Origin of the sequence: Nocardioides bizhenqiangii (genome assembly GCF_034661235.1) — a bacterium.
Classification (GTDB): Bacteria; Actinomycetota; Actinomycetes; order Propionibacteriales; family Nocardioidaceae; genus Nocardioides; species Nocardioides bizhenqiangii.
This window is the reverse complement of the sequence record NZ_CP141059.1, coordinates 1,700,729-1,727,129: the sequence shown is the minus strand read 5'-3', so window position 1 is coordinate 1,727,129 and position 26,401 is coordinate 1,700,729. Positions and strand designations below refer to the sequence as shown.

30 protein-coding genes are annotated in these 26,401 nt (G+C 70.3%); 11 read left to right on the top strand and 19 right to left on the bottom strand.

The window, feature by feature from the left end; genetic code table 11:
* Positions 1-19: 19 nt before the first annotated feature.
* The 3 genes from SHK19_RS08420 to SHK19_RS08410 all read right to left on the bottom strand — a co-directional run bounded on the left by SHK19_RS08420 (position 20) and on the right by SHK19_RS08410 (position 2,598).
* A complete protein-coding gene (locus SHK19_RS08420; protein WP_322938373.1) occupies positions 20-763 on the bottom strand; it encodes a hypothetical protein in 744 nt (247 codons plus the stop codon).
* A 28-nt stretch (positions 764-791) separates the two neighbouring features.
* Positions 792-2,189, bottom strand: a complete 1,398-nt coding sequence (locus SHK19_RS08415; RefSeq protein ID WP_322458130.1) for a glycine--tRNA ligase — start codon at positions 2,187-2,189, stop codon at positions 792-794.
* 91 nt (positions 2,190-2,280) lie between these two features.
* On the bottom strand, positions 2,281-2,598 hold the full coding sequence (locus SHK19_RS08410; RefSeq protein WP_322938372.1) for an antibiotic biosynthesis monooxygenase family protein: 318 nt from the start codon (positions 2,596-2,598) through the stop codon (positions 2,281-2,283).
* 64 nt (positions 2,599-2,662) lie between these two features.
* Between SHK19_RS08410 and SHK19_RS08405 the strand changes: the two genes are divergently transcribed.
* Genes SHK19_RS08405 through SHK19_RS08395 form a run of 3 tightly spaced genes read left to right on the top strand, consistent with a single transcriptional unit; the run spans position 2,663 to position 5,411 of the window.
* Positions 2,663-3,595 (top strand): metal ABC transporter substrate-binding protein, encoded by a 933-nt coding sequence (locus SHK19_RS08405; RefSeq protein WP_322458128.1) that lies wholly within the window; start codon positions 2,663-2,665, stop codon positions 3,593-3,595.
* Positions 3,592-4,407 (top strand): metal ABC transporter ATP-binding protein, encoded by an 816-nt coding sequence (locus tag SHK19_RS08400; protein WP_322458127.1) that lies wholly within the window; start codon positions 3,592-3,594, stop codon positions 4,405-4,407. The genes SHK19_RS08405 and SHK19_RS08400 overlap by 4 nt, the downstream gene beginning before the upstream one ends.
* Positions 4,404-5,411 carry a metal ABC transporter permease gene (locus SHK19_RS08395; protein ID WP_322458126.1) on the top strand — a complete coding sequence of 336 codons (1,008 nt, stop codon included), beginning with the start codon at positions 4,404-4,406 and terminating at the stop codon, positions 5,409-5,411. The genes SHK19_RS08400 and SHK19_RS08395 overlap by 4 nt, the downstream gene beginning before the upstream one ends.
* A gap of 21 nt (positions 5,412-5,432) precedes the next feature.
* Here SHK19_RS08395 and SHK19_RS08390 read toward each other — a convergent pair whose 3' ends face one another.
* The 5 genes from SHK19_RS08390 to recO all read right to left on the bottom strand — a co-directional run bounded on the left by SHK19_RS08390 (position 5,433) and on the right by recO (position 9,956).
* On the bottom strand, positions 5,433-6,251 hold the full coding sequence (locus SHK19_RS08390; RefSeq protein WP_322458125.1) for a neutral zinc metallopeptidase: 819 nt from the start codon (positions 6,249-6,251) through the stop codon (positions 5,433-5,435).
* A 94-nt stretch (positions 6,252-6,345) separates the two neighbouring features.
* Positions 6,346-7,197, bottom strand: a complete 852-nt coding sequence (locus tag SHK19_RS08385; RefSeq protein ID WP_322938371.1) for an ABC transporter permease — start codon at positions 7,195-7,197, stop codon at positions 6,346-6,348.
* On the bottom strand, positions 7,194-8,126 hold the full coding sequence (locus SHK19_RS08380) for an ABC transporter ATP-binding protein (RefSeq protein ID WP_322938370.1): 933 nt from the start codon (positions 8,124-8,126) through the stop codon (positions 7,194-7,196). The genes SHK19_RS08385 and SHK19_RS08380 overlap by 4 nt, the downstream gene beginning before the upstream one ends.
* 244 nt (positions 8,127-8,370) lie before the next feature.
* Positions 8,371-9,171, bottom strand: coding sequence for an isoprenyl transferase (locus SHK19_RS08375; protein WP_322938369.1), 801 nt, complete (start codon positions 9,169-9,171; stop codon positions 8,371-8,373).
* A 29-nt stretch (positions 9,172-9,200) separates the two neighbouring features.
* A complete protein-coding gene (gene recO, locus SHK19_RS08370) occupies positions 9,201-9,956 on the bottom strand; it encodes a DNA repair protein RecO (protein ID WP_322458121.1) in 756 nt (251 codons plus the stop codon).
* Between the two features lie 139 nt (positions 9,957-10,095).
* Between recO and SHK19_RS08365 the strand changes: the two genes are divergently transcribed.
* On the top strand, positions 10,096-11,502 hold the full coding sequence (locus tag SHK19_RS08365) for a GntP family permease (RefSeq protein WP_322938368.1): 1,407 nt from the start codon (positions 10,096-10,098) through the stop codon (positions 11,500-11,502).
* An 11-nt stretch (positions 11,503-11,513) separates the two neighbouring features.
* Positions 11,514-12,029 (top strand): gluconokinase, encoded by a 516-nt coding sequence (locus tag SHK19_RS08360; protein WP_322458119.1) that lies wholly within the window; start codon positions 11,514-11,516, stop codon positions 12,027-12,029.
* Here SHK19_RS08360 and SHK19_RS08355 read toward each other — a convergent pair whose 3' ends face one another.
* Together SHK19_RS08355 and leuA are read right to left on the bottom strand one after the other, a co-directional pair.
* The gene (locus tag SHK19_RS08355; protein WP_322938367.1) at positions 12,030-12,899 is read right to left on the bottom strand and encodes an alpha/beta fold hydrolase; all 870 of its coding nucleotides are present in this window, start codon (positions 12,897-12,899) and stop codon (positions 12,030-12,032) included. It abuts the gene before it with no gap.
* Positions 12,900-12,920: 21 nt separating this feature from the next.
* On the bottom strand, positions 12,921-14,651 hold the full coding sequence (gene leuA, locus SHK19_RS08350; RefSeq protein WP_322938366.1) for a 2-isopropylmalate synthase: 1,731 nt from the start codon (positions 14,649-14,651) through the stop codon (positions 12,921-12,923).
* A 188-nt stretch (positions 14,652-14,839) separates the two neighbouring features.
* Here leuA and SHK19_RS08345 point away from each other — a divergent pair, with 188 nt between their 5' ends.
* The 4 genes from SHK19_RS08345 to SHK19_RS08330 all read left to right on the top strand — a co-directional run bounded on the left by SHK19_RS08345 (position 14,840) and on the right by SHK19_RS08330 (position 17,833).
* Complete coding sequence (locus SHK19_RS08345; protein WP_322458116.1) at positions 14,840-15,349, top strand: flavodoxin family protein; 510 nt, start codon at positions 14,840-14,842, stop codon at positions 15,347-15,349.
* Positions 15,350-15,378: 29 nt separating this feature from the next.
* The gene (locus SHK19_RS08340; RefSeq protein ID WP_322938365.1) at positions 15,379-16,185 is read left to right on the top strand and encodes a septum formation family protein; all 807 of its coding nucleotides are present in this window, start codon (positions 15,379-15,381) and stop codon (positions 16,183-16,185) included.
* Positions 16,178-17,026 carry a septum formation family protein gene (locus SHK19_RS08335; RefSeq protein WP_322458114.1) on the top strand — a complete coding sequence of 283 codons (849 nt, stop codon included), beginning with the start codon at positions 16,178-16,180 and terminating at the stop codon, positions 17,024-17,026. Before SHK19_RS08340 ends, SHK19_RS08335 begins: the two co-directional genes overlap by 8 nt.
* Before the next feature lie 69 nt (positions 17,027-17,095).
* Positions 17,096-17,833: a nucleotidyltransferase domain-containing protein gene (locus SHK19_RS08330; protein ID WP_322938364.1), complete on the top strand. Its 738-nt coding sequence runs from the start codon at positions 17,096-17,098 to the stop codon at positions 17,831-17,833.
* A 23-nt stretch (positions 17,834-17,856) separates the two neighbouring features.
* Here the strand turns inward: SHK19_RS08330 and SHK19_RS08325 are convergent, their stop codons facing one another.
* From SHK19_RS08325 to SHK19_RS08310, 4 genes are all read right to left on the bottom strand, one after another.
* On the bottom strand, positions 17,857-18,333 hold the full coding sequence (locus tag SHK19_RS08325) for a hypothetical protein (RefSeq protein WP_322938363.1): 477 nt from the start codon (positions 18,331-18,333) through the stop codon (positions 17,857-17,859).
* Positions 18,273-19,301, bottom strand: a complete 1,029-nt coding sequence (locus tag SHK19_RS08320; protein ID WP_322938362.1) for a hypothetical protein — start codon at positions 19,299-19,301, stop codon at positions 18,273-18,275. The genes SHK19_RS08325 and SHK19_RS08320 overlap by 61 nt, the downstream gene beginning before the upstream one ends.
* Positions 19,302-19,486: 185 nt before the next feature.
* Complete coding sequence (gene era, locus SHK19_RS08315; protein WP_322938681.1) at positions 19,487-20,437, bottom strand: GTPase Era; 951 nt, start codon at positions 20,435-20,437, stop codon at positions 19,487-19,489.
* Between the two features lie 77 nt (positions 20,438-20,514).
* Entirely contained in the window at positions 20,515-21,324 is an 810-nt protein-coding gene (locus tag SHK19_RS08310; protein ID WP_322938361.1) for a siderophore-interacting protein, read from the bottom strand.
* Positions 21,325-21,359: 35 nt separating this feature from the next.
* On the opposite strand from SHK19_RS08310, the gene SHK19_RS08305 reads away from it, so the two are divergent.
* A complete protein-coding gene (locus SHK19_RS08305; protein WP_322938360.1) occupies positions 21,360-23,561 on the top strand; it encodes a molybdopterin-containing oxidoreductase family protein in 2,202 nt (733 codons plus the stop codon).
* Here SHK19_RS08305 and SHK19_RS08300 read toward each other — a convergent pair.
* Positions 23,553-23,954 (bottom strand): DUF6916 family protein, encoded by a 402-nt coding sequence (locus SHK19_RS08300; protein ID WP_322938359.1) that lies wholly within the window; start codon positions 23,952-23,954, stop codon positions 23,553-23,555. The two genes, SHK19_RS08305 and SHK19_RS08300, sit on opposite strands and share 9 nt — an antisense overlap.
* 41 nt (positions 23,955-23,995) lie before the next feature.
* On the opposite strand from SHK19_RS08300, the gene SHK19_RS08295 reads away from it, so the two are divergent.
* A complete protein-coding gene (locus SHK19_RS08295; protein ID WP_322458107.1) occupies positions 23,996-24,310 on the top strand; it encodes a DUF6916 family protein in 315 nt (104 codons plus the stop codon).
* A gap of 17 nt (positions 24,311-24,327) precedes the next feature.
* On the opposite strand, the gene SHK19_RS08290 is transcribed toward SHK19_RS08295, so the two are convergent.
* The 4 genes from SHK19_RS08290 to SHK19_RS08275 are packed head-to-tail and all read right to left on the bottom strand — an operon-like array spanning position 24,328 to position 26,386.
* Entirely contained in the window at positions 24,328-24,813 is a 486-nt protein-coding gene (locus tag SHK19_RS08290) for a GNAT family N-acetyltransferase (protein ID WP_322458106.1), read from the bottom strand.
* 2 nt (positions 24,814-24,815) lie between these two features.
* Positions 24,816-25,343, bottom strand: coding sequence for a phage tail protein (locus tag SHK19_RS08285; protein ID WP_322458105.1), 528 nt, complete (start codon positions 25,341-25,343; stop codon positions 24,816-24,818).
* Positions 25,344-25,359: 16 nt separating this feature from the next.
* Positions 25,360-25,875, bottom strand: a complete 516-nt coding sequence (locus SHK19_RS08280; RefSeq protein ID WP_322458104.1) for a phage tail protein — start codon at positions 25,873-25,875, stop codon at positions 25,360-25,362.
* Between the two features lie 10 nt (positions 25,876-25,885).
* Positions 25,886-26,386: a phage tail protein gene (locus SHK19_RS08275; RefSeq protein WP_322458103.1), complete on the bottom strand. Its 501-nt coding sequence runs from the start codon at positions 26,384-26,386 to the stop codon at positions 25,886-25,888.
* Between the last annotated feature and the right edge of the window lie 15 nt (positions 26,387-26,401).

Sequence of the window (26,401 nt, the reverse complement as noted above, 5' to 3'; positions counted from 1 at the left end):
ACCCACCGCGGGCGCGAAATCAGCCGCCCTGGTCGCCTTGGTCGCCCTGGTCGTCCCGGTTGCCCTTCTTGTCCTTCTTCTTCTCCGGCTTCTCGATCTCCGTGATCTCGCCGCTCCAGGTGATGGGCGGGACATCGCCGACCGGGCCGAACGCCGCCGACGCGAGCTCCTGGTCCTCAGGCAGCATGTAGACGAAGCAGAGGTCGACGGACCGGCTGGGCTTGAGGGTCTCGGGAAGGCTCCCGCCGGGGCACGGCTCGAAGGTCTCCTCGCGGAAGTCGAGCGGCTCGTACATGCTCTCCGCGGCGGAGAACCCGTACAGCGGCACCAGCAGCCGACCGACCGCCTGCTCGCCGACGTTGGTGGCCGTCGCCCGCACGAAGTAGGGCACCTGGCCGCGCATCTCGGGCGTGACGACCCAGCCCTCGAAGGACTCGTCGAAGGTGGTCCGGTCGATCCGGTCCACGGTGAGGTCGAGCGCGACCACCGCGTCGTCCTGACGCGGACGCCACGCGATCGTCGCCTCGTCGCCGAAGCCGAGGGCGGCACCCGGCTCGGTCAGGACCACGCCCTCGGGCACCGGCAGGTAGTCGGTGGGCGCCGCGCTCGTGGTCCCGGTGGCCGAGGAGTCCGCGGCGGGTTCATCCTCCTCGTTGCCGTCGCCGTCGGCAGAGCCGCCGCACGCGGCAAGCAACCCGGCGGCGAGCACGCCTCCCGCGACCGCGGCAGCGGCGCGGCTCACCAGGGGTCGGCCAGGAGTCACCCGCCCATTGTGGCAGGTGGACCGCACGTCAGGAGCCGATGAAACGCTCGGCGAAGTAGGACGAAAGGCGGTCGAGACCGACACGTTCCTGCTGCATGGAGTCGCGCTCCCGCACGGTCACCGCGTGGTCCTCGAGGGTCTCGAAGTCGACGGTGACGCAGTACGGCGTGCCGATCTCGTCCTGGCGCCGGTAGCGGCGGCCGATCGCTCCCGAGTCGTCGAAGTCGACCGTCCAGGCGCGCCGCAGCTCGGTGGCGACGTCCTTGGCCTTCGGTGTGAGGTCCGCGTTCCGGGAGAGCGGCAGCACCGCGACCTTGATGGGTGCCAGCCGCGGGTCGAGCCGCAGCACGGTGCGCTTGTCGACGCCGCCCTTGGTGTTCGGCGCCTCGTCCTCCTCGTAGGCGTCGACGAGGAAGGTCATCAGGCTCCGCGACAGACCGGCGGCCGGCTCGATCACGTACGGCACGTAGCGCTCCCCGGCGGCCTGGTCGAAGTAGCTCAGGTCCTGCCCCGACGCCTCGGCGTGGGTCGAGAGGTCGAAGTCGGTCCGGTTGGCGATGCCCTCGAGCTCGCCCCACTCGGAGCCGGCGAACCGGAAGCGGTACTCGATGTCGACGGTGCGCTTGGAGTAGTGGGAGAGCTTCTCCTTGGGGTGCTCGTAGTGGCGCAGGTTGTCCTTCTTCACGCCCAGGTCGACGTACCACTGGGTCCGCTCGTCGATCCAGTACTGGTGCCACTCCTCGTCCTCGCCGGGCTTGACGAAGAACTCCATCTCCATCTGCTCGAACTCACGGGTTCGGAAGATGAAGTTGCCGGGCGTGATCTCGTTGCGGAAGCTCTTGCCGACCTGCGCGATGCCGAACGGCGGCTTCACCCGGCTCGAGGTCACCACGTTGGCGAAGTTGAGGAAGATGCCCTGCGCGGTCTCGGGGCGCAGGTAGTGCAGACCGCTCTCGTCCTCGAGCACGCCGAGGTAGGTCTTCAGCAGGCCGGAGAACTGTCGCGGCTCCGTCCATGCGCCGCGGGTGCCGCAGTTGGGGCAGGCAAGCGTGGCGAGGTCCACCGAATCGGGGTCGTCGATCCCCTTCTTCTCGGCGTACTCCTCCTGCAGGTGGTCCGCTCGGAACCGCTTGTGGCACGACTGGCACTCGGTCAGCGGGTCGGAGAACGTCGCGACGTGGCCGCTGGCCTCCCAGGTCTGCCGCGGCAGGATCACCGAGGAGTCGAGGCCGACGACGTCGTCGCGCATCTGCACCATGGACTTCCACCACTGGCGCTTGATGTTGTCCTTGAGCTCCACGCCGAGCGGGCCGTAGTCCCACGCCGAGCGGGTACCGCCGTAGATCTCGCCGCATGGATAGACGAACCCTCGCCGCTTCGCGAGGGAGACGACCTGGTCGACGGCGGAGGGAGGCGGCTTCGCCACGGCAATTCCTTCTCTATGGGGACGACTCCGCCGGCTGCGGAGCGTTCTTTCGCTGGTCGAGGAGCTCGTTCTGGCGAGCGTCACGAGACCCTTAGGTTACGCGGGGTTCCTGCACGTTCAGAACCGCGTTCGGTTCCACGACCTCGTAGGCGCTGGGTTCGTCGATCGCCCGGCTCAGCGTCGGGACCGCGGCGAGCTTCACGTCGTACGACGACAGCGCCCGCCGGTAGGCGCCGACGCTGTCCCACCGGGTGGCGAGCACCCAGAGGTCGGGCTCGTCGAGGTTGCGGCCGAGGGTGCCGTCGACGTACCCGGCCTTGGCGGCGAGCAGCGCGTGCGCCTCGTGGAGCTGGGCGCGGATCCCGTCGGCCTCCCGCGCAGGGACGCGGAAACGACTGACGACGAGCACCGGACGACCCTACGGCGACAGTGCGGAATTGACGCAACCGGATCCGGAGTTGAGAATGATTCTCATGCGCTCCAGAGTACTCCTGCCTGCCCTGACCGTCCTCGCCCTGACCGGTGCCGGCTGCTCCGCGTTCGACGAGGGCGGCGCCAGCGCGGAGGACGGCGTGACCGTTGCGGCCGCGTTCTATCCCCTTGCGTACGTCGCTGAGCGGGTTGCCGGCGACAACGCGGACGTGGAGCTGCTGACCCAGCCCGGGACCGAGCCGCACGACCTCGAGCTCAACGTCAACGAGACCGCCGAGATCGCAGGCGCTGACCTGGTCGTGTTCGAGCATGGCTTCCAGCCCGCCGTGGATGACGCCGTCGAGCAGAACGCCGAGGGTGTTGCACTCGACGCTGCCGACGTCGTCGACCTGGTCGCAGCCGAGGAGTCGCACGAGGAGCACGCCGAGCACGAGGGCGAGGAGGAGCACGACCACGGCGACACCGACCCGCACTTCTGGCAGGACCCGCTGCGGGTGGCCGACCTCGCCGACGCCGTCGCCGACGAGCTCGCCGAGATCGACCCCGACCACGCCGACGACTACCGGGCGAACGCGACCGACCTCCGCAGCGAGCTCGAGGGGCTCGACAGTCAGTTCACCAGCGGTCTCGCCGCATGCGAGCGGGACACCATCGTCGTGTCGCACGACGCGTTCGGCTACCTCGAGAAGTACGGGGTGCACATCGCACCACTGGTCGGCCTCTCCCCCGACGCCGAGCCGTCGCCCGCAGTGATCGGCGAGCTGCAGGAGCTCATCAGGAAGGAAGGGATCACGACCGTGTTCAGCGAGCCGCTCGAGCCGGACCTGGTCGAGGGTCTCGCCTCCGACCTCGACCTCACCACCGCGACGCTCGACCCGATCGAGGGTCTGGCAGACGCGTCCTCGGACGAGGACTACCTTTCACTGATGCAGAACAATCTCGAGGCGATCCGCAAAGCCAACGAATGCACGTGACGCCCGACTCGAGGACGGCAGCCGTATCGATCGCCGACGGCGCGGTCGAGATCGGCGGCCGTCCGGTGCTCCGCGGGATCGACCTGACGGTCGAGGTGGGCGACTTCCTCGCCCTGATGGGGGCCAACGGGTCCGGCAAGTCCACGTTGGTCCGCGCCCTGCTGGGCCTCTGGCCGCTGAGCAGCGGCGAGGTCCGGATCTACGGCACGCCGCTGAGCGCCTTCGGCTCGTGGCAGCGGATCGGCTTCGTGCCACAGCGCGCGACCGCGGCTTCCGGAGTGCCGGCCTCGGTCTGGGAGGTCGTCGCCGCCGGCCGACTGACCCGACGCAAGCTGCTCCGGCCGTTGTCCCGCGCCGATCGCGCCGCGATCGAGGAGGCGCTCGAGATCGTCGGCCTCGCGCATCGCGGGCGCGACGCCGTGAGCCACCTCTCCGGCGGCCAGCAGCAGCGGGTCCTCATCGCCCGCGCACTCGCCGGCGAGCCGGACCTGTTCTTCCTCGACGAACCGACGGCCGGCGTCGACCGTCCGAACCAGCAGGCGCTCGCGGGCGCGCTCGCCGCCCTCAAGGCGCGGCAGGCGACCGTCGTGCTGGTGACCCATGAGCTGGGGCCGCTCGCCTCCCTCGTCGACCGGGCCGTCGTGATGCGCGACGGTCGTGTGATCTACGACGGCGAGCCACTGGGTGACCACGAGGCACACGAGCCCTGGTTCGGCGAGCCGCACACCCACCACCACGCCGCGACGACCCCTCACGACCACACCCCCCAGGTCGCGTCCCCGCTCGACCGGCCGAACGGATCCTCGACATGAGCCCGGCCGAGCTGCTCTCGGAGCCATTCATGCAGCGGGCGCTCATCGCCGCGCTGTTCACCGGCCTCGCGGCTCCCGCGGTGGGAACGTTCCTGGTCCAGCGGCGGCTGGCGCTGATGGGTGACGGCATCGGCCACGTGGCCGTCACCGGCGTCGCGCTCGGACTTGTGACCGGCACCTCGCCCACCTGGACCGCCGTGCTCGTCGCCATCGGCGGCGCAGTCCTGCTCGAGATCATCCGGGAGCGCGGCCGGACCAGCGGCGACGTTGCCCTGGCCCTGCTCTTCTACGGCGGTCTCGCCAGCGGCATCCTGATCAGCGGCATCGGCGGCAACAGCACCGCGACCCTCCAGCGCTACCTCTTCGGCTCGCTGACGACCATCTCGGTGGACGACGTCATCGTGACCATGGTGCTGGCCGCCGTGGTGATCGTGCTGTGCCTCGGCCTGGCGCCACAGCTGTTCGCCGTCGCTCAGGACCAGGACTTCGCCCGGGTGGCCGGCCTCCGCGTCTCCTTCTACAACGTGCTGGTCGCGGTGCTCGCAGCCGTCAGCGTGACGGTGGCCATGCGGACGGTCGGCCTGCTGCTGGTCTCAGCGCTGATGGTGGTGCCGGTCGCCACGTCCCAGCAGCTCACGCGATCGTTCCGTACGACCATCGCCGCCGCCATGGTGCTCGGCACCGTGGCGTCGGTGGGCGGACTGGTGCTGGCGGCGGTCGCGTCGACCTACGACGTCAACGCAATGCCCGGGCCGACCATCGTGCTGCTGGCGCTCGCCGGGTACGTCGTCGCGTGGCCGGTCGGCGTGTGGACCCGTCACCGGGCCCGGCTGCGAGCTCCCTTCCCGGACGCGGGCCCGACCGAGCACGAGCCGACCGAGACCCATCCGCACCAGCACGGTCCGGACTGCGGGCACCTGGCGGTCCCGCACGACGACCACATCGACTACGTGCACGACGGGCACCGACACGCCGAGCACGGTGCCCACTACGACGAGCACTGAGCTGGACGGCGTTGCTCCAGGTCAGTTGGTCATGCCGGGGAGGCAGCCGGGCACGCCGGCGGTGCGACCGAGGTTGAACGCCTCGATCCGCTGGAACGAGTCGCCGTGGTCGCCGCTCATGCCCCACGGCACCTCGTCGGCGATGAAGTTGAGGCCGTCGACGATCTCCTTCTCATCGCCGTCCTCGAAGGTCAGGTTGCCGTCAGCCTCCTGTCCGTAGAGCACGGCGGCAGCGAGGCAGTCGGCCTGCAGCTCGTACTTCTCGGACTGCAGCTCCATCGAGAGGTCGGCCTGGATCGCGTGGCCCCATTCGTGGGCGATGATCAGGTAGGGCCAGGCATCACCGATCTCGTAGCCGAGCTCGAGCAGCGTCTTGTCCCACGCGACGTAGTCGCCGTCCGGGCAGTAGAACGCGTTGCCCGGCGGGAGCGACTCACCGAAGCAGGTCGGCGCGCTCGCCTCGTCGTAGCCGTCGTAGAGGCCGACGACGTTCGGCGGTGTGTAACGACCGGTGAAGTAGTCCTTCCAGTGCCGCTGCCACCAGTCGTCGGTGATGGCCACGGCGCTGTCGATGTCCCCCGCGAGCTCCTCCTCGTCGACGGTGCCGGTGGGGGCGATCGTCATCGACTCGGTCGTGTCTGTCGTGTCGGTCGTGACCGACTCCGTCGGAGGCTCCGTCGTGGTGGTCGTCTCGGATGCGGCCGGGGACGGGGGCACCGTGACGGTGGCGACGGTCTCGGGGTCGGATGCGCTGTCGTCGTCATCTCCGCCACAGCCGGCGAGCGAGAGAGGACCGACCAGAGCGAGCGCGACCAGACCAGCGAGTCGGGTGGGATGCATGGCGCGAAGCGTACGGCGACCGGGCGCCCGCCGTCCGGAGATCTGGGGTGATTCGTTCCGGCCGAGACCGAGTTTCATCCCTCCGGACCAGCCCTCACTTCACCCACTGCACCGCCGCGTCGCGGGCCGCCTCCACCTGCGACCCGGTCTGGCGGCGGGCCATCCGGCGGAGGAGCACCGGTGTCACGAGTGCACCCGCGACCGCCCAGACGCCCAGAACAGCGACGGTCTCGAGCGTACGCCAGCTGCCGCCGGCCTCGACCGCCGCAGCCGAGTCCGGCAGGAACGCCGAGCGCATCCCGAGGCCGATCCAGTAGAGCGGGAAGACCTGGACGACGACCTCCACCCAGTCCCACAACCGCTGCACCGGGTAGAAGATCCCGGAGGTGCCGGCGAGCACCATCACCGGCAACATCCCCCAGGTGCCGACCTTCTGGCTGCTCGGCACCAGCGCGCCGATGGCCATGCCGATCGGCATCGTTGCCATCATCCCGAGTCCCAGCACCCACGCGACCGTGAGCCATCCTGACGGCGCGGCCATCAGGTCGTCGAACAGCAAGAAGCTCGGCACCAGGATGACGAGCATCTGCGGGACGAGGGAGAGGGACTGGAAGGTCAGCTGCCCCGCGAAGTAGCCCTTGAGCCCGTGCGGCACCGCCTTGTGGCGCAGGAGGGTCCCGTCCTCCTTCTCCATCGCCAGCGCGTAGGCGGGACCGATCACGACGCCGAACGCGACCAGCAGGCCCAGCAGGCTCGGCAGGGCGACCGACGGGAGCAACAGATCGGTGCCCTCGACCTCCGTGTTGCGACGGAGGAAGAGGTAGCCGACCGTGAGGATCCCGGTGAACAGGTAGAACCCCTGGTCCTGGGTGCTCCGCACGCTCTGCCAGAACTCCCGCAGCCCCCGGCGGACACCGATCCGTACGGCGTGAACGGTCGGGCTCATGGCTCCACCTCCGCTGTCGTGGCCGAGAACAATCGGGCGGCGGCGTCCTCGTGCCCGGCCTCGTGCTGCTGGACGAGCGCGAGGTAGGCGTCCTCGAGGCTCGAACGGCGTACCTCGAGGTCGTGGACCTCCTCGCCCGACCGGGCGAACAGCTCGCGCACGAATGCGGTGCCGTCGGGCACGCGCTCGGTGTGGGCGGTGCCCCCCTGGCGCCACCGCACCTCGGTCTCCCCTTCGACGCGGTCCGCGAGCCCGGAGACCGTGTCATCGGCGACGATCCGGCCGCCGGCGAGCACCAGGACCCGGGTCGCGAGCCGCTCGGCCTCGTCCAGGTCGTGCGTGGTGAGCAGGATCGTGGTGCGGTCGACCTGGGACAGGCGACGGATCAGCTCGTGGAACTCGCGGCGAGCCTGCGGGTCGAACCCAGCCGTCGGCTCGTCGAGGAACAGCAGCTCGGGGCGACCGACGATCCCGATCGCGACGTCGAGCCGGCGGCGCTGACCTCCCGACAGGGTGTTGATCTTCTGGTCCGCGAGCTGGCTCAACCCGACAGTCTCGAGCAGGTCGTCGATGTCGTGCGGTCGCTGCCGGTCGGGGGTCGCGTACGGCCGGTAGTACTCACCGAGCTGGGTGAGCAACCGGCGAGGGGTCCATCGCGGATGGTCGCGCCAGGACTGGAGGACGACGCCGGTCCGAGCGCGCCAGTCCTCGCTCGCCGTGGCCGGGTCCTGGCCGAGGACCTCGACCTCACCCGCCGAGCGGATCCGGAACCCTTCGAGGATCTCGATCGTGGTCGTCTTCCCGGCGCCGTTCGGCCCGAGCAGGCAGACGACCTCGCCTGCTCGCAGGTCGAGGTCGACGCCAGTGAGCACGTCCTTCGTGCCGTACCGCATCCGCAGGTCCCGTGCCCGGATCACGACCTCGCCCACGCGACCGACGCTATGCGGCTCAGGGCCCGCGGGACAACGAACTTTGGTCGGGGTCCGGCACAGCCGTTGGGAGGGGGCCGGATCTAGGAGCCCGCTGAACAATCCGACCTGCTGCGCGACGCCCCGCGGGCGCTCCGCGGCGTTGCGGCCGCTCGGAGATGGGCCTACAGCGCCGTCGCGACCGCGCCTTGCGGAGCATCCCGCGGATGCGCCGCTCGCGACGGCCGGATTGTTCAGCGCACTCCTAGACGTCCTCGGCGCCGCCGTACCGCCGGTCGCGCCGCGCGTAGATGTCGAGCGCCTGCCACAGGTACCGTCGGTCGACGTCGGGCCACAGCACGTCGGTGAAGACGAGCTCGGCGTACGCCGCCTGGTAGAGCATGAAGTTCGAGAGCCGTTGCTCCCCCGACGTCCGCCAGATCAGGTCGGCGTCGGGCAGCTCGGGGACGTAGAGGTAGCGACCGAGCGTGGCGTCGGTGACCTTGTCGGGGTTGACGCGGCCGGCCGCGACGTCCTTCGCCAGCGCCCGGGCGGCGTCACCGAGCTCGGACCGGCCGCCGTAGTTGACGCACATGGTCAGCGTCAGGACGTCGTTGTGCTGGGTCATCTCCTCGGCGACCTGGAGCTCCTTGATCACCGACTTCCACAGCCGCGGTGCCCTGCCCGCCCAGCGCACCCGCACCCCCAGCTCGTGCATCTCGTCGCGACGACGGCGGATCACGTCGCGGTTGAACCCCATGAGGAACTTGACCTCGTCCGGACTCCGCGACCAGTTCTCGGTGGAGAACGCGTAGGCCGAGACCGCCTTCACCCCGATCTCGATCGCACCCTCGACGACGTCGAAGAGCGAGTGCTCACCCTGCTCGTGGCCCCTGGTGCGCGGCAGCCCCCGCTCCTTTGCCCACCGCCCGTTGCCGTCCATCACGATCGCGACGTGTTCCGGGACCAGCTCCGCGGGGATCGCCGGCGGTCGCGCGCCCGAGGGATGCGGCGTCGGCGGTCGCGGCTCGCGTCGCGAGTTGGCGGTTCGGCGGGTGCTGCGCACGGATGAAGGCTAGTGGGCTGCCGGAGTCGTCAGCGCTCGACGTACGCCAGCGACTTCAGGCCCCGCTCCAGCTGCCACTGGACGAACGCCGCGACCAGCCCGCTCGCCTCGCGGAGGTGGCGGGGCTCGGCGGCCTCGACGACCGGCCAGTCGCCCGCGAGCAGCCCGCCCAGCAGCGCGAGGGTCTCGGGTGCCGGGCTCGCGGAGCCCGGGATCCGGCAGGTCGCGCACAGCACGCCGCCCATCGCCGGGTTGAACCACCGGTGGCTACCTGTCCCGCCGTCGGAGCTCGGCCCGGGCGCGCGGCCGCAGTGGGCGCAGTCGACACAGGACGGGGCGTAGCCGGCAACGGCCAGCGAGCGCAGCAGGTAGGAGTCGAGCACGTGCCCGGACCGCCGCTCCCCCGACGCCATCGCCTTCAGCGCACCGAGCAGCAGCAGGAACTGCTGGACGGCCGGCTCACGCTCCTCGACCACCAGCCGCTCGGCGGTCTCGAGCATTGCGGTGCCCGCCGTGTAGCGCTCGTAGTCGGCGCCGACGGCGGCGGCGTACGCCCCCCGCGTGTCGGCCTGCGTGATCGTGTCGAGGTTGCGTCCCTCGGCGAGCTGGAGGTCGACGTGGGTGAACGGCTCGAGCCGGGAGCCGAAGCGCGAGGTGGTACGACGGACGCCCTTCGCCACCGCACGTACGCGGCCGTGCTGACGGGTGAGCAGCGTGATGATGCGGTCGGCCTCGCCCAGCTTGTGGGTACGGAGGACGATCGCCTCGTCACTGTAGAGCGGCACCGTCCCATTCTGCCCCTCGTGCGGGCACAACCGGGGCGACGCTCCGGCTCGACCCCGCGACCCTTGCCCTCCGTCGCCACCAGAGGCAAAGTTGCCGCACGCTGTGCTCCCAGCGCCAACCTGACTCGGAAGGTTTGCCATGGAACCGATCGAACCGGCCTACGGCTCCGTCGCCCTGCTTCTCATCGCGGCCGCAGCGGTCGCGTTGCTCCTGATCCTGATCATGGTCGTGCGGTTGCACGCCATGATCTCCCTGGTCCTCGTGAGCGTGATCACCGCGGTCGCGGCGGGGATCCCGATCGGTGACGTACCGGACGCGCTCTTCGCCGGATTCAGCGAGACCCTCGGCGAGGTCGCGCTGCTGGTCGGCTTCGGCGTGATGCTCGGCCGACTGCTCGAGGTCACCGGAGGCGCACAGGTGCTCGCCGACACCCTGATCTCTCGCTTCGGCGAGAAGCGGGCTCCGTTCGCCTTGGGCGTCGCCGCGCTGCTCTTCGGCTTCCCGATCTTCTTCGACGCTGGCCTGGTGGTGTTCCTGCCGATCATCTTCACGGTCGCCCGGCGCTTCGGCGGTTCGCTGCTGCTCTACGCGTTCCCCGCAGCGGGCGGGTTCGCAGCGATGCACGCACTCGTGCCGCCGCACCCGGGCCCGGTGGCTGCCGGCGTGAGCCTGGGGGGCGACATCGGCGTGATCCTCCTCGTCGGCGTCCCCACCGCGGTGATCGCGTGGTACTTCGGCTCGTACCTCTTCTCCCAAGCGGTGGGTCGGCGGGTGCACGTCGACGTACCGACCGTCCTGTTCGGCGAGGAGAACGGCGGCGAGGAGCACCAGGAGCGTTCTGACGCCGACGCACCGCCTTTCGCGCTGGTCCTCGGCCTGCTGCTGCTGCCGATGGTGCTCATCTCGTTCAACACCCTCGTCTCGACACTCATCGAGTCGGGGACACTCGACGAGAGCACCCTCACCGGGATCCTCCTGCTCGTCGGCAACACGCCGGTGGCGTTGCTGATCACCCTTCTCGTCGCCATTGTGGTCCTCGGCCGGAGGGGGCGCACTTACGAGGAGACGACCTCGGTCCTCGATGATGCGCTGGGGCCGATCTGCTCGATCATCCTGATCACCGGCGCCGGCGGCATGTTCGGTGGCGTGCTCTACATCAGCGGGATCGGCGAGGCGCTGACCACGTCGTTGGAGGACATCGGAATGCCGGTGCTTGCCCAGGCGTTCGTCATCGCCACCGCCCTGCGGGTCGCTCAGGGATCGGCGACGGTCGCGCTCACCACCACCGCCGGCGTGATCGCCGCTCCTGTCGCCGAGGAGGGCTTCGGTGACTTCCGGATCGCCCTTCTCGTGGTCGCGATCGCGGCCGGCGCGACCGTGCTCTCGCACGTGAACGACTCCGGCTTCTGGCTGGTCAGCAGGTTCTTCCAGATGGACGAGAAGCAGACACTACGCACCTGGACGGTGATGGAGACGACGATCGGCCTCACCGCGTTCGCGGTCGCGGTCGTGCTCTGGGGCGTGGCCGGCGCGGTCGGGGTCTAGGTGCGTCCACAGTGAGCGACTCGCAGCACCTGCACATCGTGGTGATGGGCGTGACCGGCACCGGCAAGTCGACGGTGGCGCAGGCGCTCGCGGCCGAGCTCGACCTGGTGATGGCCGAGGGCGACGACTACCACCCAGAGGCCAACATCGAGAAGATGAGCGCTGGGATAGCCCTCGACGATGACGACCGGACGCCGTGGCTCGAGGCCCTCGCCCAGTGGACGCGGGAGCAGCACGAGGCAGGGCACGACACGGTGCTCACCTGCTCCGCCCTGCGCCGGCCCTATCGCGACACGCTCCGCGGCGGCGTCCCGGAGTCGACGTTCTTCATCCACCTCGTCGGCTCCGCGGACGTCCTGACCGAACGGATCGAAGCGCGCGACCACTTCATGCCGGCATCGCTCCTCGACTCGCAGCTCGAGACGCTCGAGGATCTGGAGCCGGACGAGGACGGCGAGGTCGTCGACGTCGACCGACCGCTCGAGCAGGTCGTGGAGGAGACGCTCGCGATCGTGCGTCGGCTCTGATCAGGCGCCGGTCCGCCGCGCGCGGCGCGCCGGCCGCCAGCTGTCGAGCACGAACTTGGTCGTCACCAGGTCGAGTCGCTCGGGCTTGCGCCGCCACTCGAGGATCGAGGTTGCCGTCACGAGGGTCGCGTTGGGCAGCTCGTCGGCCACCATCGCCGCGTCGGAGGCGGGGTGCAGCAGGTCGCGCGGGTGACCGACGACGAGGGCCGGCGCGGTGATCCGGCGGCGCTCGGCACGCGGCGGCGCCACCCGGCCGAAGAAGAGGCCGTGGACGTACGACGCCAGCGGGCCGGGCTTGTGGTCGACCGTGTCGAGGCCGATGCCGAGCCACCACGGCACGACCCCGCGCGGTACCCGGCGACTGAGGAACCGGATGCCCGAGAACGCGAACGGGAACACCCGAGCGCCGAGCAGCAGCGGCGCGAACGCCACGATCGCCACCTCGAGCGCGTTGTCGAGCACCGGCATCTCGAGGATCAGGCCGCGCACCCGGTCAGGGGCGATCGCCGCCACCTCGAGTGCGACGTTGGCCCCGAGCGACGTGCCGCCGACCACCGCCTGCGCCGCTCCGAGCTCGTCGAGCAGCGCGACGACCTGTCGGGCGAACGACGACACGGAGTAGCCGAACGGGTCGTCCGGCTGGTCCGAGCGTCCGTGCCCGAGGAAGTCGAGGGTGACCACGTGGGCCCCGGCGGACGCCAGCGTCCGGGCGAGGTGGTCGTGCATGCGCCGCGGCATCAACAGCCCGGGCAGCAGCACGACCCACTTGTCGCCGGTGCCGTACTCGGTGTACTCCAGCCGGTCGCGACCGCTGTCGGTCTCGACGAAGAACTGTCCGACCCGCTCGGACGCGAGGTGTCGTTCGCTCACACCTCCATCCTGACAGGCCGCTCAGCCGACCTGGGGGATGGTCTCCGCCTGTGCCCGGTTGGCGGCACACACCACCGCACGCAGGGACGCGGTGACGATGTTGTGGTGGATGCCGATGCCCCAGACGATCTCGCCGGCGATCTCGCACTCGACGTACGCCGCCGCGACCGCGTCGCCGCCCGAGGAGAGGGCGTGCTCGGCGTAGTCGAGCACGCGGATGTCGGCACCTGCCTGTCGCATGCCGTCGACGAACGCCGCGACCGGGCCGTTGCCCATGCCGGAGAAGGTGCGCTCCTCACCGCGGACGACGAGGTGTACCTCCTGCTGGTCGTCGCCCTCGGCGTCGGTGACGGACGTCCACCGCTCGAGGGCGTAGGGCTGGTCGCGGTCGAGGTACTCGGCGCGGAAGATCGACCAGATCTCCTCCGGTGTCACCTCGCCGCCCTGGGTGTCGGTGTGCTGCTGGATCACCCGGCTGAACTCGATCTGCGCCCGCCGTGGCAGGTCGAGGCTGTGCTCGGCCTTGAGCACGTAGGCGACACCACCCTTGCCGGACTGGCTGTTGACGCGGATCACGGCCTCGTAGGTGCGGCCGACGTCCTTCGGGTCGATCGGGAGGTACGGCGCCTCCCACGGGATCTCGCTGACCGGCCGGCCGACCTCGGCCGCGATCCGGTCGAGGTCCTCGAGGCCCTTCTTGATGGCGTCCTGGTGGGACCCGGAGAACGCCGTGTAGACGAGGTCGCCGGCGTAGGGGTGGCGCGGGTGGACGGGCAGCTGGGTGCAGTACTCCACGGTGCGCCGGACCTCGTCGATGTCCGAGAGGTCCACCTGCGGGTCGATGCCCTGGCTGAACAGGTTCATCGCCAGCGTCACCAGGTCGACGTTGCCGGTGCGCTCGCCATGCCCGAACAGACAGCCCTCGACCCGGTCGGCGCCGGCCATCAGTGCCAGCTCGGTCGCGGCGACCGCCGTACCCCTGTCGTTGTGCGGGTGCAGGCTGATCGCGGTGACGTCGCGCCGGGTCAGGCCGCGGCCGAAGTACTCGATCTGGTCGGCGTAGGTGTTGGGCGTCGACATCTCGACCGTCGCCGGCAGGTTGAGGATGATCTCGCGGCCGGGCTCCGGCTGCCAGACGTCGGAGACCCGCTCACACACCTCGAGCGCGAAGTCGGTGGGTGTCTGGGTGAAGATCTCGGGGCTGTACTGGTAGCCGAAGTCGGTGCCGGCGAGCAGGCCCTCGGCGTACTTCATCACCCACTCGGTGCCGCGCGTCGCGATCGCGATGCACTCGGCCTCGGAGACGCCGAAGACGACCCGCTGGAAGAGCGGCGCGGTCGCGTTGTAGAGGTGCACGGTCGCCTTGTCGGCTCCGACCAGCGACTCGACGGTCCGCTCGATCAGGTCCTCGCGGGCCTGGGTCAGCACGGAGATGCGTACGTCATCCGGGATCTTGTCGCTCTGGACGAGCTGGCGGACGAAGTCGAAGTCGGTCTGGCTCGCGGCCGGGAAGCCGACCTCGATCTCCTTGTAGCCCATCCGGACGAGGAGCTCGAACATCTTCATCTTGCGCGAGGGGCTCATCGGGTCGATGAGCGCCTGGTTGCCGTCGCGCAGGTCGGTCGACAACCATCGCGGCGCGCGGGTGATCTTGCGGTCCGGCCAGGTGCGGTCCGGGACGGTGACGGGCTCGAACGCGGTGTACCGGTGGAACGGCATCCCGCTGGGCTGTTGCGGGGGAATCGTGGTCATGACTTACCTCGGAGATCGGCGAAGGATGGGCGCCGGTCGCGCACAAACGCCCGCAGCGAGGGGGTCCGGCTACTGAGCCATTTCGGCTGGGACCTCGCTGCGGCAACCAAGGAGAAGCGCGCGCATCATGACGAGGTCACTCTAGCGCACCTGCCGGACGGTCGGCGCGCCCTGGATAGCCTGACCGGATGGCCCGACTGCTCGTCGTCCACCACTCGCCCACCCGCTCGACGCAGGCCTTGCTCGAGTCGGTGCTGGCGGGAGCGCAGGACGACGCGATCGAAGGGGTCGAGGTCGTCGTACGGCCGGCACTGGAAGCGACCGCGGACGACGTGCTCGACGCCGACGGCTACCTGCTCGGGTCGCCCGTGAACTTCGGGTACATGAGCGGGGCCCTCAAGCACTTCTTCGACACCGTCTTCCTCAGTGTCGGTGGCGCGCTCGACCCGAGCGGCCGTGCGGACGTCTCGACAGGCTCGGCCAGCGAAGGCGGCGCGACCACGGGCCGTCCGTACGGGCTCTGGATGCACGGGCGCTACGACCTCACTGGCGGTGTCCGGGCGGTGCAGTCGATCGTGGGCGCGCTCGGCTGGAAGCAGTCGTACGACGTGCTCGCGGTGCTCGGCGAGGTGGGCGAGGAGGAGCGGTCGGCGGCGTACGAGCTGGGCGCTACGATCGCCGCACTGCTCAGCAGTTGAAGTACACCGGGACACGAGGGGGATGGGCGATGCCGCACGCTCGCGCAGCGGTCGCTGCCGCCGTCGCGGCGGTCTTCGTCCTCGTCGGCTGCTCCTCCGAGCCGCAGGGCGAGAACGTCGATCCCGACCAGGTCGACTCGACCGAGATCCCCGAGCTCGGCGCGTGCCGGCTGCTGACGCCGGCGGACGTCGAGCAGCCCGCGAACGCCACCCGCACGGTCGACTGCGACGACAAGCACACGGCCGAGACGTTCGCCATCGGCGAGCTCCCCGACGAGTTCGAGGACGTCGAGTACGACGACAAGGAGGTCGGCGAGTACGCCTACCGGACCTGCACGAAGAGGTTCGAGAAGTTCCTCGGTGCGTCCGACGAGAGCCTGGTGCTCCGCACGATCGTCAGCTGGGCCTGGTTCCGACCGTCGCAGAAGGCGTGGGACGACGGCGCCCGCTGGTACCGCTGTGACGTGATCGGCGGCAGCGCGACCAGCGAGGAGTACCGGCCGCTTCCACCCACGGCGAAGGGGCTCCTCCTCGGGCGCCCCGACGACAGGTGGCTGATCTGCGCGGTGGGCGAGACGGTGGCCGCGGCCGAGAAGGTTCCGTGCGCGCAGGACCACGACTGGCGGGCGGCGACCACCATCAAGCTGGGCGAGCCGGAGGACAAGTACCCCGGCGACGAGGTCGTGGCCAGCCGCACCAAGGCGTTCTGCGCCAACTCGATCAAGGCCTGGCTCAACTACCCGGCGACGTTCGAGTACGCCTACACGCACTTCCACGAGGCCGAGTGGCAGGCCGGCAACCGGCGCTCGGTGTGCTGGGCGAAGACGAGTGACTGAGCGCGTCGTACGACGTCGCGCCGCCGCTGTCCTGCTGGCGGTCGCCGTCGGACTGACCGCGTTCGCCGGGTGCTCCGGCACCGACGAGGAGGACCCGACCGCGCCGGGCACGACGACTGCGCCCGCTCCCCGGCCGACGGCCGGTACGCCGCCCCGTCCTCCCGAGGAAGGTGCCTGCTACGCCCTCAGCTTCCGCCAGGCTCTTGCTCCGACCACCACCCGGAAGCCGACGCCGTGCGGCGGACCGCACACGTCGGAGACCTACGCCGTCGGGACCCTCGACACCGTGGTCGACGGGCACTTGCTGGCCGTGGACTCCGACCGGGTGCAGGAGCAGGTCGCCGACCGGTGCCCGGACGCGCTCGCGCCGTTCCTCGGCGGCGACCAGGCCGACCTGCGGCTCAGCATGATCCGACCCGTCTGGTTCACCCCGAGCCTCGCCCAGTCCGACCGCGGCGCGGACTGGTACCGCTGCGACGTGGTCGTCATCGCCGGCGACATGGAGCTGGCCGAGCCCGATGGCAGCCTGCAGGGTGCGCTGGACGAAGACGAGGTGCGCGACCGCTACGCCATGTGCGGCACGGCTGCTCCCGACGACGAGGACTTCGAGCGGGTGATCTGCGCCGCGGAGCACTCGTGGCGGGCGATCCAGGTCGTGCCCTATGAGCCCGGCAGCTATCCCGGCGAGGAAACCGTCCGCGACCGGCTCACGGAACCATGCGAGAACGCCGGCCTCGACGTCGCCGACGACCCGCTGGACTACGAGTGGGGCTATGAGTACCCCACCGAGGAGCAGTGGGAGATGGGCCAGACCTGGGGTCTGTGCTGGGCCCCTGACTGAGGCACCCGTCTGTCCGACACCGAGGAGGAGCGAGCGCTCGGCACCTTCTGTGGTGACAGAGTTCGGCCTGTGCCGACCAACGTCGACTTCGTCCTGCGTGAGCTCGGGCGCCGTCTTGAGGCGGCGGGCGTCGTGGACGCACTCTGGGTGGGAGGCTCGCTCGCCACTGGCGACTACGTCCCGGGCGTGAGCGACCTTGACCTCGTCGCCGTCACCTCGGAACCGGTGGTCGGCGATGCGCTGGAGCAGGTCGTGCGCATTCACGAGGAGCTCGACGCTGGCCTCGCCAGAGGGATGGACCTCGGCTGTCAGTACGCCGACGCTGGGCGGCTCCTTCACATCGCGATCAAGCACCCCACGTGGACGCACGGCGAAATGGTCGAGAGGAGCGTCTCCCTGGTGACGCGCGCCGAGCTCGTCCTGCACGGGTTCCCGGTTCTCGGCCCGCCACCCCACGAGTTGCTGCCACCAGTAACGCCGGACGACGTGCGGAGCGCCGCTCGCGCCGAGCTGGCCGGCTATTGGTCATACGCGGCTCGCCGGCCGCAGATGTTCCTACGTCTCCCTGTGATGGTCGATCTCGGACTGACCGCAATGGCGCGGGGCAGGCATGCACTCTCCACCGGCGAGCTGCTGACCAAGACCGCGGCAATCGAGCAGGCACGCGCCCCGCGATGGCTTGCAGACGACCTCCGTGCCCGCCGTCGCGGTGAGAGCACCACCTCCCCCCGGTGGCGTGCGGCCTACGCCGCCTGGCGAGACGTCCGGCGGACTACGTCGTCGGTCATGCGATCCACGGCTCCATGAGCTCAGCGATCGGCGGGCCGCGGTCAGGGTCGGGGTCGGTAGTCGATGTCGATGCGGGCGTCTCGGTAGATCTCGCCGGTGATGGTGCCGTCGCGTGCTCGGATGAGCTGGACCTTCTTCGTGCCCCGCGGTGTCACCACCCGGGCGAGGCCGTGGCGGGTGACCCAGCGGTAGGCGCCGAGGCCGAGCTGGTCGACGGTGTAGCGGTCGTGGGTCTTGGCGCGGTGGTGGAACCGGGTCAGGGGTGCGTCGTTGTGGTCGCCGGTCTGGCCGGGCGGCCCGTCGGGGTCATAGGGCGTGGGGTGGTCGTGGTCGAGCCGGGCGGTGGCGCGGCTGGTGCTGTGCGGGAAGACGTCGTAGACGGTGCGCAGCCGGGTGCGGAGCTTGACCGCGGTGGGGTGTTCGTAGCCGTTGACGCTGTGACCGCTGTTGAGGTCGATCACCGGCTGCACGGTGATCTGACGATGCTTGAGGAGGTCTGCGACCTGCTCCAGCAGCATCGGGCCGATGCCCTCCACCCGGGTGATCCCGTCTTCTTGTCCGGATAGGACGCGGTCGGTGAGGTGCACCAACAAGGTGGCCGGGCGACGCTTCCTCTTCGGCACCGTGCGGGTTCGCGGTCCTCGGTCTCCGGGGAGGGTGGGGCGTCGGCCTGGTCGAGCAACGCGGCCGCGGCGTGTGGGTCGGTGACCAGCAGCCCGAACGCCTGGGCGCGGAGCTGGTCCCTGGTCGGCGGATCGTGGGGGTCGTGGTCGCCGTGCACGGCGAGGACCTCGGCCACGTCGTCGACCATCGCAGCGCCCTCGACCACCTCGGTGAGGGGAAGCTTCGCCGACATCCGACCGGTGCCCGGCTCACCCTTCTCGGCGTCCACCAGGTCCCCCGCCTTGGGCCGGGAGACCCACACACCGGTCCGCTTCGCCTCCTCGGCCAGCCGGGCGCGGTAGCCCTCCAGGTCGGCCTCGATGGTCTTGGCCTCCGCGATCGCCAACAGCCGCCCCGGGGACTCCGCTGCGGCGTCGGCGACCGCTGCGTCGACGACCGCTGCCTGCTCCCGGGTCAGTCCGCGGGTCATCGCCGCGACCTTCTGGCCCACCCACGGCTCGACCCGCAGCTCCTGGACCAATGCCCACAACAAAGGGAGCCGGTGCCGCAGGTCCAACGCCTGCCCGGCCTGGTTCCGCAGCGCGATCGCACCGGTCTCGAACGCTATCGCGAGCTCGGCCCAGCACAGCTCCGACGCCAACGGCGTGCCCTCCCCGCCCAGCCGGACCAGCCGGTCACCACCCCTGCTCACCGGCACCGCACCCGGCCGGGCTTGCGGGTCCTCCGCATGCAGGACGGCCCAGTGCTGCAGCAGCAGCAGCCGGTCCACCGCCTGTTGGCGCCGGGTCGGCACGTCGCGCTCGGCGAGCGCCAGCGTGGCCGCCGCGTCGAGGTCACCGAGTGAGTCGCTCCCGAGATCCATGACACCTATCCAACAATGCACCTCCGACACTTCGAGATGTCTCAGAACCCGCCTGTGGACAGGGAATTCGTCACAGTCACCGGGTCTCGATACGCCCTCGCCCAGCGGCTCGGGCTACTCGACCAACGGGCTGCTGCCGTGCCCTCGCTTGCGCGGGCGGCGCGGGAACCCACGGGGGGTCGCGGTCAGAACCCCAGCTTCCGCAGCTGACGTGGGTCCCGCTGCCAGTCCTTGGCGACCTTGACGTGGAGGTCGAGGTAGACGGGAGTGCCGAGCAGTGACTCGATCTGCTTGCGGGCGACGGTGCCGACCTGGCGGAGCCGCGCGCCCTTCTTGCCGATGACGATGCCCTTCTGCGAGTCGCGTTCGACATAGAGGTTGGCGTAGATGTCGAGCAACGGCTTGTCGTCGGGCCGCCCCTCGCGCAGCCCCATCTCGTCGACCACGACGGCGATCGAGTGGGGCAGCTCGTCGTGGACGCCGTCGAGCGCGGCCTCACGGATCAGCTCCGCGGCGAGCACCTCCTCGGGGGCGTCGGTGAGGTCGCCGTCGGGGTAGAGGGCGGGACCCTCCGGCATCAGCCCGACGAGGAGCTGCGCCAGCAGGTCGACCTGGTCGCCAGCCACTGCGGAGACCGGCACGATCTCCGCCCACTCGGTGCCCGTCTCGCGACCGAGCTCGGCGATGTCCACGAGGTGGCTCGCGATCCGCTCGGGGTCGGCGAGGTCGGTCTTGGTGGCGACCGCGATCTTCGTCGTACGGCGGACCTTGGCCAGCTCGTTGACCAGGAACCTGTCGCCCGGGCCGATCTTCTCGTCGCTCGGGAAACAGACCGCAACCACGTCGACCTCTGACCAGGTCGCCATCACCAGGTCGTTGAGGCGCTCCCCCAACAGCGTGCGTGGCTTGTGCAGCCCGGGGGTGTCGACCAGCACCAGTTGGCCGTCCTCGCGGTGCACGATGCCGCGAACGACCGTGCGGGTGGTCTGCGGCTTGTCGGAGGTGATGACGATCTTCTGGCCCACGACGGCGTTGGTGAGCGTCGACTTGCCCGCGTTGGGACGGCCCACGAAGCAGGCAAAACCGCTCCGGAACCCCTCGGTCGCCCTGAACGTCGGCGGCGCCGGCGCCGGCATCCCGGCCGGGCCAGGGTCGAGCTCGTCGTCGCGCTCGTCGTCGAGGTCGTCGTTCTCGTGGTCGAACTCGCGGCTCATTACTGCACCTGCTCCTGGCTGGCCCGGTCGTAGTCGGCCCAGATCTCGTCGTCGGACTTGCCGGCGGCCTTGCCAGCGCGCCAGATCGGTCCCGGGTCGACGGGCCGGGGTTGCCGGGCGGTGACGGCGCGCCAATAGCCCATCACGTCGTACGCCGTCGACGGTAGCCGTCGCTCCCGCATCAGGAACTTCCGGATCGCCCGCATCTGCGCGGACTCCCCCGCCATCCAGAAGTAGCCGTCGCCCTCGGGCCAGTCGATCTCCTCGACCACCGTTGCCAGTCGGCTGGATCCGTCCGACGGCAGCCAGGTCACGTCGGCGGCACCCGGCAGGTAGCCCTCGAGCTCCGGAACGTCGGCCACCTCGGCCCAGATCCGGGTCGGCACCGCACCGGCGTGGGTCTCCGCGATCCGGGCCATCGCCGGCAGCGCGGTGAGATCACCGACGAGCAGCAGCCATGCGGCGCCGTCCGGCATCGCGAAGGAGCCCTTGGGCTCGGTGATGGTCACCTGGTCACCGACGCACTCGCCCCGGGCCCATTCCGTCACCAGCCCCACGTCGTGGACGACGACGTCGAGGACCAGCTCGGCGCCGGTCCCTCCTGAGCCTGTCGAACGGTCCCAGGCCCGCACGGTGTAGTAGCGGCTCTGGAACTGGCCGGGCACGACCAGGCCGACCCACTCGTCCGGGATCCCGGTCGACGCGAAGCCGAGGAGGCCGGGGCCGCCGAGAGTGAGCCGCACGAGGTGGGGCGAGAGCTGCTCGCGTCGGAGCACGTCGGCGACGTACTGCTCGGCGCGGGTGCTCACCTGCTCAGGCTAGCGATCGGGGCTAGCATCGACGGGTGCTCCCCGCCGAACAGCCGACGTTCTGCCGGATCTGCGAGCCGACCTGCGGCCTGATCGCCACGGTCGAGGACGGACGTCTCATCAAGCTCCGGCCGGACAAGGAGCACCCGATCACGGCCGGTTTCTCCTGTCCCAAGGGTCTCGAGTTCGTGCACGTCCAGAACGACCAGGACCGCGTGCTCCACCCGTTGCGGCGGCGCCCGGACGGCGGGTTCGAGCAGATCTCCTGGGAGACCGCTCTCAGCGAGATCGGTGCCCGGCTGCGCGAGATCCGCCGCGAGCACGGCGGCGAGTCGATCGGTTGGTACGGCGGCAACCCGACCGCGTTCAGCCACTCCCACGCCCTCTGGCTGGGCTGGTTCCTCCGCGGCATCGGCTCGCGCCACCTCTACACGCCCAACACCCAGGACACGTCCAGCCGGTTCGTCGCGTCCGCCCTCCTCTACGGCTCCCCCGTGGTCGTGCCGGTGCCCGACCTCGACCGCACCGACTTCCTGCTCCTGATCGGCACCAACCCCCTCGTCTCCCGGGGCAGCCTGATCAGTGCCGGCAACCTGCGCGAGCGGTTCACCGAGATCGTCGCCCGCGGCGGTCGCGTCGTCGTGGTCGACCCGCGCCGGACCGAGACGGCCAACGCCTTCGAGCACGTCGCCGTCCGTCCCGACGGCGATGCCTGGCTGCTGCTCGCGATGCTCCACGTGATCTTCACCGAGGGGCTCGCCGACGAAGCGGCGATCGCCGCGCAGACCACCGGCAACGAGGCGCTGCGCGCGGCGGCCGACCGGTGCCCACCGGAGCTGGCCGAGCCGCGGTGCGGCGTACCCGCTGCCGACATCCGCGGGCTCGCCCGTGCCTTCGCGACCGCTCCCACCGCTGCTGCGCACGGGCGGACCGGAGCCTGCCTGGGCGCCCACGCGACGCTGGTCAACTACCTGATCGACGCGCTCACCATCGTCACGGGCAACCTCGACAAGGAGGGCGGCCTCCTCTTCGGCCGGGGCACCGTCGACCTGACCCGCATCGCCCACCTGGCGGGCGTCGACACCTATGACACCTACCGCTCGCGCGTCGGCGACCTGCCGGAGGTGATCGGTCAGCTGCCCGCTCCGCTCATGGCCGCGGAGATAGAGACGCCCGGCAAGGGGCAGCTGCGGGCCCTCATCGTCTCGGCCGGCAACCCGGTGCTCTCGGTGCCCGGCAGCACCGGACTGGAGCGGGCACTCGGCAAGCTCGACCTCCAGGTCGGCATCGACCTGTATCTCAACGAGACGCACAAGCACGCCGACTACGTGCTGCCGGCCGCCACCTTCCTCGAGCGCGACGACCTGGTCATCGCCGCGCTCGACTTCCACCTCAAGCCGTTCGTCCAGTGGACCGAGGCGGTCGTGCCGCCGCGGGGCGAGGCGCGACCGGACTGGGAGATCATCGACGACCTCGCTCGCGAGCTCGGGTTCGCCGCTGTCTCCGGACTGGCCACCAAGCTCGTGGGGACCGGAAGGCTGGGACGGCTCGCTCTGCGCGCCTTCGCGCCGGCTGCCGGACGGGTCACTCCGGCGCTGCTGATCGACCTGCTGATCCGCACCGGCCGTGACGGCGACCGGTTCGGGCTGCGCCGCGGCGGCCTGTCGCTCAAGAAGCTGAAGGCCAACCCGCGCGGCGTCGTGCTCGCCGAGCACCTCGAGGGCGGGATGTTGAGGCGACGGGTGTTCCACCGAGGTCACCACGTCCGCCTCGACGGCGACGTGATCGAGCGCGAGCTCGACCGGCTGCTCGGCAGCCCGCCGCCCGACGTCGACTACCCGCTCCTGCTCATCGGCCGCCGCGACGTGCGCTCCCACAACTCGTGGATGCACAACACCCCCAAGCATCGTGACCCCGAGCGCCGGCAATGGGCGATGGTCCATCCGAAGGACGCCGCCGACATCGGCCTGTCCGACGGCGAGCTGGTGCGGGTGAGAACGGCCAAGGGTTCGATCGAGGTCCCGGCCCGGGTGACCGACGAGGTGGTGCAGGGCTGCATCGCGGTCCCGCACGGCTGGGGTCATCTCGACGGCGGCTGGCAGATCGCCAACGCCGCGGGCGGCGCCAACGTCAACGAGGTGCTCCCGGCCGAGGCGGCGGACCTCGAGCGCGCGTCCGGGATGGCACACCTCAACGGCGTGCCGGTGCGGATCGAGGCGGCGGCCGTCTCAGGCTGAGTGGACGACCGCCGTGTAGGTCCGCCGGCCGGCATCGGGCACGAGGAACACGGAGGTCTTCGCGAAGCCGTCGCGGCGCAGCGCGTAGGTGCCCTGCTCCGGACCGGGCGAACGCGACGTGAAGGTCAGCCGGAAGCTGGTCTCGGAGCCCGCCGCCTCCTCCGGAAGGTCGGCGACCCCGGTGAGTCGGACGCGGAACCGCGCCCCGCCCGCCGAGATGGCGAAACCCCTGCCGCGGAGCACTGCGAACCGCGACCGCCGGTAGAGGCTCGCCGCCGAGGTGTACGACGGGTCGGCGGCGTGGGCGACGGTAGGCGGACCGACGCCCAGGGCGCCCGCGGCGAGCGCGGCAGCACCGGCTCCGATCAGGCTGCGGCGAGAGACGTCGGTCATGGGTTCCTCCTGAGGTGCGGCGGTCCGGATAGCATCGGCGCGTGGCCGAGACCGCGTGGTTCACGTACGACGACTTCGCCGACCGTGTCGGAGACGAGTTCCGGGTGCGCGTCCCCGACGCGGACCACCTCACCCTGGTCCTGAGCGAGGTGACAGCCGGCGCCGAGCCCAGCGGTACGGGTCCCGACGGCGCGGAGCGCCAGCAGTTCTCGCTGATCTTCCGCAGTCCGTCCGGCCACCAGCTGAGCCAGGGCACCTGGGAGCTCGAGCACGACCGGATGGGCGAGCTCGCGCTGTTCCTGGTGCCGATCGAACCGGACGCCGACGGTCCGCGTTTCGAGGCTGCGTTCGCCTGAGCCGTCGCTTCGGATGATCACGGCGCCCGCCACTCGAGGAGCCGGTAGACGCCGAGGTCGGCGGACAGCCGGAACCCGAGGCGCTCGTACAGCACCTCGGCCCGGTTGCCCATCGCCACGTGCAGGCTCACGGTCCGGTCGGTCGCGGCCGCCTCGTCCTGCACGGCCCGGATCAGGGCGCTCCCGATCCCCGCGGCGCGCAGGCTGGGCAGCAGGCTGACGTCGATGATCCGGATGTCGCCGACGGTCCGATCGACGTAGAGGCGCCCGACCGGCTTGCCGTCGATCTCGACCAGGTCGAAGCTGCCGTTCGGGCTGGTCTGACGGTAGTGAAGGTCCTGGGCATGGAACTGCATCCGTACGAGGTCGTCACGCTGCTCCTCGTCGAGCGGCAGCAGCGCCAGGTCGGCGCGGGTCGACGCGTAGAGCCCGACGAGGAACTCGTGGTCGTCGCCGGTGACGGGACGCAGAACGACCTGGGCGGGCAGGGTCAGGGCAGTCACGGTCACGACCACCTCGACGGGAAGATCCCCTGCAGCGCGATGCAGAAGTTCAGGGTCAGGTAGGGCTGCAGGTTGTTGTGGGGCAGGCTGCCGCCCGCGATCGAGAGCGCCTGCGGGGACAGCTGGGTGTTCTGGGTGTCCTGGTAGATGCCGCCGCCCTGGCTCAGTGCCCACGACGCGGCCGGGTTGACTGCCTTGGCGAGCGCCGGGTCCTGGGACGCGCCGTTCATCGAGTGCGCGTGGGCGGGCATCTCGCTCTCCAACAGGGTGACGAACTCGACGCCGCCTTCCTGCCCCAGGTCGTAGTTGCTGAGGCCCGGTATGTCTTGACCGGGCTGCATCGGCGCGTTGTTCATCAGGTTGGGCAGGGCGAAGGTCGACTTGCCGTCGCCGCCGTACGTCGTGCCGAGCAGGGCGAAGAGAGCCGTGTTCTGGGAGATCGGCATCAGCTGGCCGTTGCAGTACGCCCAGCCGGTCGGCGGGAAGTTGGCCGTGAAGATGCGGATCTCGGCCAGGAACTGGTCGGACATGGTGCTCCTTGAGTCCTCAGGTCTGGCTCGGGTAGACCCCGAACAGCGAGATGATGAAGTTGATGCAGAGGAAGGGCTGCCGGTTCTCGTGCGGCTGGGACCCTCCCGTGGGATTGACGGCGGCCGGGTTGAACGCGGCGTCCGGTGCGGTGTTGAGGTACGGCGTGATCGTCACCGAGTTGGCCGGGAGCGCGTTGTTGAGACTCGTCTGGTCGCCGGTCACAGCGGCGCCGACCGCGGGATGGGTGTGGATCGGGATCTGGTTGATCGTGAGGGTGACCTCCTCCACGCCGCCGGTCTGGCCGAGGATGTACGTCGATCCTCCCGGCCTGGCGCCCTGGTGGATCGGGACGCGCCCGCGCAGGTCAGGCAGGTTGAACGTGGTCACGCCGTCGCCGCCGTACCTGTCGCCGATCAACTGGAAGAGGATGTCGTTCTCCGCGATCGACATCGCCCGACCGTTGCAGAACCGCCATCCGTTGGGCTCGAAGTTCCCTCCGAACATCCGGATCTCGCCGATGTAAGGTGCCACGTCGCTCTCCTCAGTTCTGGCTCGGGAAGATGCCCTGGAGCGCGATCCCGAACGTCAGTGCCATGTGAGGCTGCATGTTCTGGTGCGGCTGGCTGCCGCCCGCGTTGCCGATCGTCCCGGGGTTCATCGTCGTCAGGCTGGCCGGCGTGTGGTACAGGTTGCTCGCGCTGCCCAGGAAGCGACCGGTCGGGTTGTCGTTGCCGCCGCTCGCCACCGTCGAGCCGTTCATGACGTGGAGGTGGGCGGGCATCGTCTGGTGGGTGATGGTGACCGACTCGCTGCCGGCGGCCTCGCCCAGGTTGTGGCCGCCACCGAAGTGGATCGGCACCCGGCCGCGCAGGTCGGGCAGCGCGAAGGTGGTCACCCCGTTGCCGCCGTACCGCGTGCCGAGCAGGGCGAACAGCGCCTGGTTCTGGTTGATCGGCAGGAACTGGCCGTTGCACATGGCCCAGCCCTTGGGCACATGGTTGAACGCGAACAGCTTGATCTCCGACAGGAACGGCTCTGACATCAGTCCTGTGCTCCT